Annotated in this window: 12 protein-coding genes; 1 reads left to right on the forward strand and 11 read right to left on the reverse strand. The window is 61.1% G+C overall.

The annotated features are described in order from the left end of the window. Positions 1–210: 210 nt before the first annotated feature. The gene (locus NE852_RS25320) at positions 211–2580 is read left to right on the forward strand and encodes a DUF1989 domain-containing protein (protein WP_258156758.1); all 2370 of its coding nucleotides are present in this window, start codon (positions 211–213) and stop codon (positions 2578–2580) included. A gap of 58 nt (positions 2581–2638) precedes the next feature. On the opposite strand, the gene minE is transcribed toward NE852_RS25320, so the two are convergent. The 11 genes from minE to purU form a co-directional block, all read right to left on the reverse strand. Beyond that, a complete protein-coding gene (gene minE / locus NE852_RS25325) occupies positions 2639–2899 on the reverse strand; it encodes a cell division topological specificity factor MinE (RefSeq protein ID WP_008531360.1) in 261 nt (86 codons plus the stop codon). Then, complete coding sequence (gene minD, locus NE852_RS25330; RefSeq protein ID WP_008531362.1) at positions 2896–3711, reverse strand: septum site-determining protein MinD; 816 nt, start codon at positions 3709–3711, stop codon at positions 2896–2898. The genes minE and minD overlap by 4 nt, the downstream gene beginning before the upstream one ends. A 31-nt stretch (positions 3712–3742) precedes the next feature. Further along, the gene (gene minC / locus NE852_RS25335; RefSeq protein WP_258156759.1) at positions 3743–4468 is read right to left on the reverse strand and encodes a septum site-determining protein MinC; all 726 of its coding nucleotides are present in this window, start codon (positions 4466–4468) and stop codon (positions 3743–3745) included. 209 nt (positions 4469–4677) lie between these two features. Next, positions 4678–5280 carry a PAS domain-containing protein gene (locus tag NE852_RS25340; protein WP_008531366.1) on the reverse strand — a complete coding sequence of 201 codons (603 nt, stop codon included), beginning with the start codon at positions 5278–5280 and terminating at the stop codon, positions 4678–4680. Between the two features lie 213 nt (positions 5281–5493). Then, positions 5494–6831: an NAD(P)-binding domain-containing protein gene (locus NE852_RS25345; RefSeq protein WP_008531367.1), complete on the reverse strand. Its 1338-nt coding sequence runs from the start codon at positions 6829–6831 to the stop codon at positions 5494–5496. Between the two features lie 81 nt (positions 6832–6912). Further along, positions 6913–7953, reverse strand: a complete 1041-nt coding sequence (locus NE852_RS25350) for a DUF3445 domain-containing protein (protein ID WP_008531368.1) — start codon at positions 7951–7953, stop codon at positions 6913–6915. Between the two features lie 34 nt (positions 7954–7987). Continuing rightward, the gene (locus NE852_RS25355; protein ID WP_008531369.1) at positions 7988–8953 is read right to left on the reverse strand and encodes a PDR/VanB family oxidoreductase; all 966 of its coding nucleotides are present in this window, start codon (positions 8951–8953) and stop codon (positions 7988–7990) included. After that, the gene (locus NE852_RS25360) at positions 8950–9555 is read right to left on the reverse strand and encodes a dimethylamine monooxygenase subunit DmmA family protein (RefSeq protein WP_008531370.1); all 606 of its coding nucleotides are present in this window, start codon (positions 9553–9555) and stop codon (positions 8950–8952) included. Before NE852_RS25360 ends, NE852_RS25355 begins: the two co-directional genes overlap by 4 nt. A gap of 11 nt (positions 9556–9566) precedes the next feature. Continuing rightward, on the reverse strand, positions 9567–10700 hold the full coding sequence (locus NE852_RS25365; RefSeq protein ID WP_258156760.1) for an aminomethyltransferase family protein: 1134 nt from the start codon (positions 10698–10700) through the stop codon (positions 9567–9569). 91 nt (positions 10701–10791) lie between these two features. After that, on the reverse strand, positions 10792–11691 hold the full coding sequence (gene folD, locus NE852_RS25370; RefSeq protein WP_258156761.1) for a bifunctional methylenetetrahydrofolate dehydrogenase/methenyltetrahydrofolate cyclohydrolase FolD: 900 nt from the start codon (positions 11689–11691) through the stop codon (positions 10792–10794). A 3-nt stretch (positions 11692–11694) separates the two neighbouring features. Further along, positions 11695–12579 carry a formyltetrahydrofolate deformylase gene (gene purU, locus NE852_RS25375; protein ID WP_258156762.1) on the reverse strand — a complete coding sequence of 295 codons (885 nt, stop codon included), beginning with the start codon at positions 12577–12579 and terminating at the stop codon, positions 11695–11697. Positions 12580–12612 lie beyond the last annotated feature (33 nt).

Consider the following 12612-nt stretch of genomic DNA (forward strand, 5'->3'; position numbering starts at 1 on the left):
GTACGTCTCCCTGAACGTGTCTCCCTGACAGTCTCAAGCCCGCTCGGATGATTTTGGCGATCCGCGCTCCCGACGGATTCTCCGAGTCTGAACTCTTTATGCATAGTGAAGATATTTTCTTTTTAGTCAACATGACTTTACTTTCCCCAGGCATTTTGTAACCTGTATGGGTGTGTGCCGAAGGGCGTGCAGATCCCCCATGAGGGTAGAATGCGAGAACTTCATCCTGCCATGCCGAGCCTGCGTACGGTCGTTCCGAGCCTCGTCCATTATCCCGGTATTCCAGCCCTGCCTGAGGGCACTGAACGCTACCGGGCAAAGGGCGGCGGGTCGGTCGTCGTGCGCGTCGAGGCGGGCGACCGCGTGAGCGTCATCGACAGCGAAGGCGGGCAGATTTGCGAACTCTCCTTCCTTGACGAAAAAGGTCGCTTCCAGGCAGCCGGTCTCGGAACGGCATTCACCAATTCGGCCGAGGGTTTGAAGACCATTCTTCAGATGGACGATGAGAGTGCGGCCCGCATGCGCGTGGCGCTTCAGCGGCGCGGCGCCGATCTTGCGGCGGCCGGAGCGCTGAGTATCTTCGGGGCGGGGTCGAGCCCGGGCAGCCGGGCAGAGTTCACGATCGCCATGAAGGGCCTGCTGATCGTCGCGGCACCCGCCGGCGCCATGTCGCCTGAGGCGCAGGATACGGCGACGCCGATCGAGATCAGGATCAAGCGCAGCCTCCTCATCCGCGATTACGCTTCGGCCCTGCCGGAGCCGGTCGCCGATCCGATCGAGGATATCCGCATTCGGGCGGCGAGTGCCGCCGCCTATTTCGTACGCGCCGGCGAATTCATTCAGATCATCGACGTCTATGGGCGCCAGTGCACCGATTTCCAGGCCTTTGCCGCCCGCAAGGTCGACAAGGGTCTCGATCTCGCGCTCGATTCGACCGTCACCCGCACGCTGCTCGGTCGCAGCTATCCCACGCCCGGCCTGCCGTCCAAGGCCTTCGACCGCGACTTCGAGCCGCTGGTCGAGATCGTCCAGGATACGGTCGGCCGCCACGACGCTTTCGCGACCGCCTGTAATTCGCGCTATTACGACGACATGGGTTATCCCGGTCATGTCAACTGCACGGACAATTTCAATGCGGCGCTGGCGCCTTACGGCATTGCCGGGCGCAAGGGCTGGGAAGCGCTGAATTATTTCTACAACACCAATATCGACCACAACAACCAGCTCTATCTCGACGAGCCCTGGTCGCGTCCCGGCGATTACGTGCTGATGCGGGCGCTGACCGATCTCGTCTGCGTCTCATCGTCTTGCCCTGACGATATCGATGCGGCGAACGGCTGGGATCCGACGGATATCCACGTCCGCACCTTTTCCGGAAAAGAGAAATTCTCACGAGCGGTAGCCTATCGCATGACACCAGATGCAGAAGCCGAACTGACGCGCGAAACCGCCTTCCATCCCCGCCTTTCGGCGTTGACGCGAGATTATACGGAATATCGCGGCTACTGGCTGCCGAACCGCTTCTCGTCCGAAGGTCCGGTCGAGGAGTACTGGGCCTGCCGCGAGCGCGCCGCCGTGATCGATCTCTCGCCGCTGCGGAAGTTCGAAGTGACGGGTCCGGATGCCGAGGAACTGCTGCAATATTGCCTGACGCGCGACGTGCGTAAACTCTCGACCGGCCAGGTCGTCTATTCCGCGATGTGCTACGAAAATGGCGGAATGATCGATGACGGCACGCTCTTCAGGCTCGGCGACAAGAACTTCCGCTGGATTGGCGGCGATGATTTCAGCGGCATATGGCTGCGTCAACAGGCCGAGAAGAAGGGCTTCAAGGCCTGGGTCCGCTCATCGACCGATCAACTGCACAATATCGCGCTGCAAGGCCCCAAGAGCCGCGACATCCTGAAGGAGATCATCTGGACGGCGCCGCGCCAGCCCGCGATCGGCGAGCTCGAATGGTTCCGCTTCACCGTCGGTCGCATCGGCGGCTTCGAGGGCGCCCCGGTCGTCGTCTCGCGCACCGGCTACACCGGCGAGCTCGGCTACGAGATCTTCTGTCATCCGAAGGATGCGTTGACGGTGTTCGACGCCGTCTGGGAGGCAGGCCAACCGCACGGGCTGAAGCCGATGGGGCTGGAGGCGCTCGACATGGTCCGCATCGAGGCGGGCCTTATCTTTGCCCATCACGAATTCACCGACCAGACGGACCCTTTCGAGGCCGGCGTCGGCTTTACCGTGCCGCTGAAATCCAAACAGGACGATTTCATCGGTCGCGAAGCGCTGATCCGGCGCAAGGAACATCCGCGCCATCTGCTCGTCGGCCTCGACATCAAGGCCAACGAGGCGGTCGGCCATGGCGACTGCATCCATATCGGCCGCGCCCAGGTCGGCGTCGTCACCAGCGCCACGCGCTCGCCTGTTCTCGGCAAGACGATCGCGCTCGCCCGCATCGACGTGATGCATGCAAACCCGGGCACCGAGGTCGAGATCGGCAAGCTCGACGGCCACCAGAAGCGCCTGCCGGCGACGATCGTGCCGCTTTCGCATTACGATCCGCAGAAGACACGGCCGCGCTCGTAACCCGTTTTTCGTTCAGGAGACGGCGATCGGTTCCGTCGTCGTCTCCTGGATGTTGCCCTCAAGCGGCCTGTACGGCTGCGTTCAAGGGGATTTCGACATCGATCTCGAGCGTCGAGACATATTCGTTGCGATCGATCGTCACCTGCACCTTGTCGTGGTCGAGTTCGACATGCTTTGCGATCACCGCAAGGATTTCCTCACGCAGCAGGGAGACGAGGTCCGATCCCGCCGAGGAGCGCTCGTGGGCGAGGAGTACCTGGAGGCGTTCGCGGGCGGCCGGCGCTGTGCGCTGCTTGTTGAAGAGACGGAAAATATTCATGCCGCTCTCCTTCCGAAGATCTTGCCGAAGATATTCCGCTTTTCCTCAGGGATCGCGATCGGCAAAGACTCGCCGGCGAGCCGGCGGGCGGCGTCGAAATAAGCCATCGCAGCCGCGCTGCGGCTTTCCGCCAGCGTAACCGGCGCACCGATATTGGAGGCCCGGAGCACATCCATGCTCTCAGGCACGATGCCGAGCAGCGGGATGGACAGGATTTCCAGGACGTCGTCGACCTTCAGCATATCGCCGCGTTCGGCACGGTTGGCGTCGTAACGGGTGAGCAGCAGATGCTTTTCCATCCGCTCGCCGCGTTCGGCCTTGGCGGTCTTGGCGTCCAGCAGGCCGATGATGCGGTCGGAATCGCGCACCGACGAAACTTCCGGATTGGTGACGACGACGGCAACGTCGGCATGGCGCATGGCAAGCGTTGCGCCGCGCTCGATCCCGGCGGGGCTGTCGCAGATGATCCAGTCGAAGTAGCGCTTCAGGTCGTTGATGACGCGCTCGACGCCCTCGGCCGTCAGATTGTCCTTGTCGCGGGTTTGAGAAGCCGGCAGCAGGAACAGCGTCTCCAGGCGCTTGTCGCGGATCAGGGCCTGCGTGAGCTTAGCGTCGCCCTGGATGACATTGATCAGGTCGTAGACGACCCTGCGTTCGGCGCCCATCACGAGGTCGAGATTGCGCAAACCGACGTCGAAATCTACGACGACTACTTTTTCATTGCGTTGCGCCAGCGCCGCTCCCAAAGCGGCGGTAGAGGTCGTCTTTCCGACCCCGCCCTTACCTGACGTGACGACGATCACTTTCCCCATTTCTCTCTCCTTTGCCGTGGCCGCAGCCGGGTCAGATCAGTTTTTCCGCCATGATCGCGTCCTCTTCGAGCCAGAGCTGAACAGCCTGTCCGCGAAGATTGGGGGCCATGTCTTCCGCCATTTTGTAGATGCCGTCGATCGCCACCAGCTCGGCTTCGAGCTTGCGGCAAAAGATCCGCGCCGATGCGTTGCCGATGGAGCCTGCCATCGCCCGGCCGCGCAACGCGCCGTAGATATGGACCGACCCTCCGGCGATGACCTCGGCGCCCGATGCGACAGATCCTATGACGGTGACGTCGCCTTCCGGGAAGATCACCGACTGCCCCGAGCGCACCGGTTCCCTGATGACGATGGATTGTGTTGTCGTTGCCGGGCGGGTCTCGGGCGCTGCCGGCTTGGCCACCGGATCTGCAGCCTCATTCGACTGAACCTCGATATCGGAAGCGGAGCGGCCGCCTTTGAGCGCCGGAGGCATGCCCGCGCCGAGGATAGACGGCCGGGCGCCTTCGATGCCCATGATGCTGACATTGCGCTTGGCAAGTTCGGCGATGAGGTCCTTCAGCTGCGGCCGGTCGATTTGCAAGTCCGTCAAATCGAGCACGACAGGCCGTCCAAGGAAGAAGCCGGCCGAACGAGCAGCCAGATCGTCCAGTCTGTTCAGCCAATCATCGATCGGCAGATCTGGGGACAGCATGACCGCCAGGAAAGAGCGGCCCTTGATGCGGATAGAGCGAGCGTCTGTTAGCACTTTGGTCATCTATGTGAAGAAATCGTTGACCATGTCTACCGCCGGTATGGTTAACAAATGGTTAACGTGGCCCTAACATTACCTGCAGCTGCACGAGATTCTTCGCGGCCGAAATCACAACAAGTCATTGTAAATGCATCGCAATTAGAAGATGCCCTGCACAGTTAATCGTGCGGCTTTCATCGTGAGCCGCAAATCAACTGGCGCTTGGGTAATGCTCAGCCTTGCGCCTTGCGCTGGGCCTCGGAAATGGCACGTGCGGCCTCTTCAGAGGAATTGGCGAGCGTCCGCATTTCGGCGGCAAGCACGGCAAAGCCCGATCCGGCGGTGCCGGCGCGCGCGGCCTCAATACCGGCATTGACGGCGAGCAGCTTGAGATAGCGAAGCGACTGCAGGATCTCGTTGGTCTTCGAAGCGGTGACGCGCATGTCGGCGGTCTGTTCGTCGATTCGCTGATAGAGCGATTCGATATTGATGATGCTTCCTTCGAGATAGAGAAGCTCACCCTTCTGATCCCAGATGCCGCCGCCGGTCTCTGTTACCCAGATGAGATGACCCATGGCGTGGCGGATGCGATATTCCATCGTCCAGTCCGTGCGCTTCTCCAGCGCCTGCCCGACGATCTCGTCCATCAGAGGCACGTCTTCCTCGTACATGATCGAGGTGAAGGTCCGCGTACGGTTGCCGATGATTTCGTCGGCGGGATAACCGAAGATGCGCTCGATGCCGTCTGTCATCTCAAGCATTGTGTAGTTTTCATCGGCGCGGCAGCGATAGAGAAAACCGCTCATGCGCCCGAGAATGCTCGTTTGAAAATCCATGAAGGCCTCGCTCGAGAAGAGGAGTTGCGAGATCGGATTACTCGCTTCACTTTTACGCTGGAAGGAGCCGCGACGAACGGCTCTCTTCTTGATACGTGGAACCTGCAGCGCCGCGGGTCTTTTCCAGAGCCGCAAAGGACGCTGCACTTTGAATTGCAGTAATTCTATCCTGCAATCCGATTCGAATTTAAGGAATTATGCAGCAGCCGACCGTCAGTTGCGCAGATATTCCTCCATGGAGTCATCGAGGGCCTCGACCCAGGGCGTGTGATGCGTCGGCGACATGTTGCCGGTCATCAGCGAACGGTATGCATGGTCGCGGAAGCCCATGATATTGTGGGCCTTGTGATGTTCCCACTCCATGAAGGTCCGGTTGGTGCCCTCGATGTCGAAGGAGGGATAGTCGGTCTCGACGAGCAGTTCCTTCACATAGTCGCCCTGATACCAGATCATCTGCTCGGCATCTTCGAGCGTCTCCTCGCGGGCGCGCCACATGTCGAAATTCGCCTTCAGCTCGTCTTCCGGCGGCAGCGTGATGCGGCCCATCATGACGTCGCGCGCCCACCATGCCTGCACGTCGAACATGTTGAAGGTGTAGAACTGGTCCTGCATGCCGATATAGAAGAGTTGCGGATTCTTGTCGAAGATCACGCCCTTGTAGAGGCTGTCGGCCCATAGACGGTTGGCCGTCTTCAGCCGGAGTTCGTCGGGCAGGAAAGGAAAATGGTGCTGGTATCCGGTGCAAAGGATCAGGGCGTCGACTTCCTTGCTCGAGCCATCGAGAAAATGCGCTGTGCGGTTTTCGAGCCGGGTCAGCAGCGGCCGTTCTTCGAAATTCTCTGGCCAGTTGAAGCCCATCGGCTTTGAACGGTAGCTCGTCGTCACCGATTTTGCGCCATATTTCCAGCATTGCGAACCGATGTCCTCGGCCGAATAGCTGCGACCGACGAGCAGGATGTCCTTGCCCTTGAACTCCAGTGCGTCGCGGAAGTCGTGGGCGTGCAGCACACGGCCGTTGAAGGTCCTGACACCCTCGAAATAGGGCACGTTCGGCGTCGAGAAATGACCGGAGGCGACGACGACATAGTCGAATTCCTCGTCATACATCCGGTCCTCGACGCGGTTGTGCGCCGTCACCGTGAATTTCTTCGTGGCCTCGTCGAAGCGGACCATGCGCACCGGCGTGCTGAAGCGCACCCAGTGGCGGACATTCGCCTTCTCGACGCGGCCCTTGATATAGTCCCAGAGCACGGCGCGTGGCGGATAAGAGGCGATCGGCTTGCCGAAATGCTCCTCGAAGGAATAGTCGGCGAATTCGAGGCATTCCTTCGGGCCGTTCGACCAGAGATAGCGATACATGCTGCCGTGGACCGGCTCGCCATATTCGTCGAGGCCGGTACGCCAGGTATAGTTCCAGAGCCCGCCCCAGTCCGATTGCTTTTCGAAGCAGACGATCTCCGGGATTTCGGCGCCCTTCTGGGCGGCCGATTGAAAGGCGCGCAGCTGCGCCAACCCGGAAGGACCGGCACCGATGACGGCTACTCTTGTCATGAAGCATTCCCCTCTTGATTATATGTCATTGCTTGGTTTGGGCGTGTGAGAAGACGCACGGCTGGTGCGCATCCCCGCGCCTCAGTCCGGATAGATGCCGGGGCTGGTCGGCGCCCCATCGTCGTATTTGGAAAGCCAGTCGATCGTGGTCTCGCGGAAGCGGGTGAGGCCCTTGTAGTCAATGAGCTCCGGCGGCAGCGTCTTCAGCACGCGTGGGAAGCGCCGCGCCCATTTCGGCACGGTGGCGAGTTCTTCCATGTTCATCAGGTAGCAGCGGATGACGAAGAGGATCGCGTTGGAACGCGGCAGCCGCCAAAGGCTTTGCAGCTCGACCCGCAGATGCACTTTCTCGCCGACATTGTCTGATGTCACCGTCGTGCGGTCGGGGCCCCATTTGTGATAATTCTCCGGGCTGGTGTCGAGCCGCGGATTGATCGTCATCGTCCAGTTGAAGCGCCGCGTCGGCTTGCCCTGCTGCAGGTTCAGGAGGAATTTCAGCGCTCGGTCGAAGACGCCGATCTGATGGGCGAGCGGCACCGGCCCGTGCCATTCCATGAAATTCATGCCGATGTCGAAATCGAGCGACCAGTCGGCCTGCGTCGTCACCATGCCGGCATCCATCCACAGATTTCCGTCGCGCTGGTCGACGATGCAGAAATCGCCCTGGGCCTGGCGGGTAATATATTCGAACGGCTCATAGGGCAGCGTCGAAGCGTCGCCGAAGGTGAAGCTGTCGTCGATGCCGAGCGGGCGATTGATCCAGCGCCACTGGTCGCCGTTGCGGATCAGCGTGAAGTGATCGGGATAACCCGCCGCCTGCTCTTCCATCAAAAGTTCGAGCGTATCCCATTGCGCGCTCATCATGTGCGGCAGCGCCTGGTAGCGCAGCGGATCTTCCTTCAGCACCAGCGCCCGGTCGTGCATCTCGGCGACGTAGTGTTCGTCGACATCGATCAGGCTTTCGTAGACCGTTCCCGCCCGGCCGTGCACATGCGGCTCCATATTGACCGAATACATGTATTCGTCGCGGTCGAAGGGAAACGGGAAACGCCGGATGTTTTCCGGGCTGTTCCGGTAGCTGAAATCGTTCCGGAAGGTTTCCTGTTTGAAGACGATTGCCATATCCGGTCTCCTTGTTCCGCTTTTCCCGGCGCCGCTAGAGATCAAGATGCAGCGTGTTTCCCTCGAAACGGGAAACGCAGATCATCACTTTGCGGCCGGATGCCTTTTCTTCGCTCGTTAGATAGACGTCATTGTGCAGCAGCTTGCCGTCGCAGGTGACGACCCCGGTTTCGCATTGACCGCAGGCCCCGCCGCGACAGAGGAAGGGCGCATCGACGCCCGCCGCCTCGATCGCCTCCAGCATGCTTTCGTGATGCCCGACCTTCACGGTCTTGCCGGACCGCAGGAGTTCGATCGCGAAGGGCTTGCCGGGCAGCGACGACAGGAACCGTTCCGAATGCAGGTTCTGTTCCGGCCAGCCCGCGTTAAGCCCTGTTTTCAGCACGCCGTCGATCATGCCGGAGGGGCCGCAGACGTAGAGATGCGTGCCGAGCGGCTGGCTGTCGAGCAGGCGCGTCAGGGGAATGGCCCCGCCTTCGACATCGCAATGGATCTTGATGCGATGCTGGCCGTAACGCTCCTGGAGTTCCCGCCAGTAGGCGCCGCGGTCGCGCGTGCGTATGGCATAATGCAGTTCGAAATTGGCGCCTTCGCGGGAAAACTGCTCCATCATCGCGATGAAGGGCGTAATGCCGATGCCGCCGGCGATCAGAAGGTGCTTGCGCCCGCGCCAGTCCGGCTGGAAGAGGTTGACGGGATAGCTGACCTTCAGCTCGTCGCCTTCGCTCACTTTCTCATGCATGAAGGTGGAGCCGCCGCGCGAATCTTCGACATGCAGCACACTGATCTCATAGGCGGCGCAATCATGCGGCGGTGACATCAGCGAATAGGCGTTGCGTCTGACATGGCCGCCATCGTTCATCGAGACGATGATATGGGCACCACCGGAAAAATAGGGCATCGGCTTGCCATCAAGGCGCTCGAAGCGGAAGCGCTTGACGCGCTCGGCAATCGGCGTGATCCGCGTCACGCGAACGGGAATTTCAGTGCCGCCGCTCAAAGGAACAACTCCTCTGGCTCAGGCGCGCTGCCGGGGTCTTCCGCGTCGATGTTGACGCCCTGGAAGGCGGCGAGCCGGCGCGAATAATGGTCACGCACCAGAAGCGTCAGCCCGCAATGGCTGCAGGCAAAGGGGCTGGTGGTGACGTCATCCGTGATGCCCTTGCAATGGACGCATTGCACGCGCCTGGCCAGCGAGCCGCGATGCTCGGTGATGAGAGAGGCATGGTCCATGCCGTATTCGAGCGCCACCAGCATCGCCTGGCCGATGAAGCCTTCCGTGCCCGATATGTAAAGCCGGGTGCCCATATGGGCGGTGGCGAGCGAACCCTTCAATCGGAAAAGCAGCGTCGCGATTGTCGGCGCCGTGAAGAACATGTCGGCGCCAAGATGGCGGAGTGCTTCGTCCAGGCCGGACCCTTGAGAGCCACGGGCGACATAGAGGATTTCGCTGCGGGAAAGAGCAGCCTCGTCAAGGGCTGCACGCTGGTCGAGGAGAGCCTTGGCGCCCTCCCCTTCAAGCGCGAAAACGTGCCGCCGGGCGGTCGGCTGGATGGTCAGGCCCTTGTAGACTGGTCGGCTCTTGATGCCTGCAACGAGCATTCGCGTGCTCCTTAACCTACGGCAATCCTCTTTTTCTTCTCCGGATCGTCGAAGGGAAGCGTGTGGGCGGTGGCGCTTGCCTTGACGGTCTTGCCGCGCACTTCGAGTTTCGCCCCGTGCACCGCCTTGTCAACGTCGAGACGGGCAATCGCCATGGATTTCTTCGTCAGCGCCGAATAGCTCGGGCAGGTGATGACGCCGACTTTCTTTCCATCGGCAAAGACCTCGTCGCCGAGATCGGCCGGGCCGTCGGCATCGATCAGCATGCCGAAGATCTTGAAGCGTTCCTTGCCCTTCAGGCGCGCATGCTCCTCGGCGCCGCGGAAGCCGGTCTTGCCGGGGCTGACGGTGAAGTCGAGGCCGAGTTCCCAGAGGCTGTCGCCGGGCGGCTGGTCTGCGAACGGGTACATCTGCGAATTGTCGTAGGGGTAGAACAGCAGGTAGCTTTCGACGCGCAGCATGTCGAGAACCGAAAAGCAGCAGGGGATGATGCCCATCTCCTTGCCTTCTTCGACGATCCGGTCCCAGACCATGACGGCGTCCTGGCCGCGCACGAAGATCTCGTAGCCGCGCTCGCCGGTATAGCCGGTGCGCGAGATCATCACGGGCGCGCCGAACAGCGTCGTCTGCATGTGGTGGAAATATTTGAGGTCGCGAATGCTGGGCACATATTTGGCGAGGTAATCAACGGCAAGCGGACCCTGCAGCGACAGGTCGTGCAGGTCGTCGTCGAAGAGCACCGCGCAATTGCGGCCGGCCGCCTGTTTGACGACCTCCTCGTGGCCGGAGCCGGAACCATGTACCAGCATCCACGAATTCGGGCCGGTGCGATAGACGATGCAATCGTCGGTGAAGTGGCCGCGCTCATTCAGCATGGTTGCATAGACCGAGCGGCCGGGATAGATCTTCGTCAGGTCGCGGGTGGTGATGTAGTCGAGGACGGCGATGGCGTGCGGGCCGACCAGATGCACCTTCTTCAGGCCCGAGACATCCATGATGCCGGCTTTGGTGCGGACCGCGACATGCTCTTCCGACATGTCCTTGTCGTAGGTCCAGGCGGTTCCCATGCCGCTCCAGTCCTCAAGCTTCGATCCCAGAGCGCGATGCCGATCCGCCAAGGCGGAGAAACGCCATGATAAAGCCATTTCCGTTCCCTCTTATTTCCTCTACGGAATATTTATTTCCTGACTATATAAGTCTTTCGCGCCGTGGCAAGCCCGCCCAGCTGCATTCCAATCAAAACTTCGGTGGGGTCTGCCCGGCGGTGCGATGGGCGGCGATGACGGTATTGGCCATCAGCATGGCGATGGTCATCGGGCCGACGCCGCCGGGAACCGGGGTAATGGTGCTGGCGACTTCGCAGACTTCGCGGAAGGCGACGTCGCCGACCAGCCGGGTCTTGCCCTCGCCCTTGTCGGGAGCCGGTACGCGGTTGATGCCGACGTCGATAACAGTCGCACCCGGCTTGACCCAATCGGCCTTCACCATCTCCGGCCGGCCGACGGCGGCCACCAGGATATCGGCATTGCGGCAGACCTCGGCGAGGTTCTTGGTCCTGGAGTGAGCGATCGTCACCGTCGCATTGGCATTGAGCAGCAATTGCGCCATCGGCTTGCCGAACAGATTGGAGCGGCCGATGACGACGGCGTTGAGGCCGGAGAGATCCTCGCCATGGGTGCGGCGGACGAAGACCATGGCGCCGGCTGGGGTGCAGGAGACCAGCCCGGTCTTCAGGTCGCCGGTGGCAAGCTTGCCGGCATTGACGACACTCAATCCGTCGACATCCTTTTCCGGCAGGATCGACTGGATGATCGGTTCGCTGTCGAGCGGCTTCGGCAGCGGCAGCTGCACCAGAATACCGTGGATCGACGGATCGGCGTTGAGGGTGGCGACGAGGGCTGCCAGCTCCGCCTGGCGGGTGTCTGCCGGCAACGTGTGCTGGACCGATTTGAAACCGCATTCCCTGGCCATGCGGCTCTTGGAGCCGACATAGGCATGGCTTGCCGGATCGTCGCCGACGATGATGACCGCAAGACCGGCGGTGACGCCGCTTACCTTTTCCAGCGCCGCCGTCGCACTCTTTACCGTCGCGACTACGGATGCAGCAACAAGCTTGCCGTCGATGATCTCGACCATTTCTCAGCCCATGCGTTCGGATGCGTAGCTTCCGGGGCTTGCCGGGAAGACCACGGTGCGGTTGCCGTTGATGAAGGTGCGGTGATGGATATGGGCGTGGATGGCGCGCGCCAGCACCTGGCTTTCGACATCGCGGCCGATCGAGACATAGTCGTCGGGCGACTGCGCATGGGTGATGCGCGCCGTGTCCTGCTCGATGATCGGACCCTCGTCGAGATCGGCGGTAACGTAATGGGCCGTCGCCCCGATCAGCTTGACGCCGCGGCCATAGGCCTGCTTGTAAGGGTTGGCGCCCTTGAAGGACGGCAGGAAGGAGTGGTGGATGTTGATGATCTTGCCCGACATCTTCTGGCACATTTCGTCCGACAGGATCTGCATGTAGCGGGCAAGCACGATCAGCTCGGTGCCGGTCTGCTCGGCCACCTCCATGATCCGCGCCTCGGCCTGCACCTTGTTGGCCTTGGTGACGGGAATATGGTGGAAGGGAATGTCGTGATTGACGACGACCTTCTGGTAGTCGAAATGGTTGGAGACGACGCCGACGATGTCGATCGGCAGGGCGCCGATCTTCCAGCGGTAGAGCAGGTCGTTGAGACAATGGCCGAAGCGCGACACCATCAAGAGCACCTTCATGCGCTTCTCGCTGTCGTGGAATTCGTAGTCCATCTCGAAGGGTGCGGCGACGGCTGAAAAATCGGCGCTGATCTCGGCGCCCGACAGTCCCTCCTCGGAAATGAAGCTGACGCGCATGAAGAACTTGCCGGTATCGAGATCGTCGAACTGGCTGGAGTCGATGATGTTGCAGCCCTTCTCGGCCAGATAGCTCGAAATCGCCGCCACGATACCGCGTGTCGATTTGCAGGATACGGTGAGTACGAAGCTCTTCATGCCCCTTCGCCTTTCAGGTGGTGAGAATCCGGC

The organism is Rhizobium sp. Pop5 (assembly GCF_024721175.1).
Classification (GTDB): Bacteria; Pseudomonadota; Alphaproteobacteria; order Rhizobiales; family Rhizobiaceae; genus Rhizobium.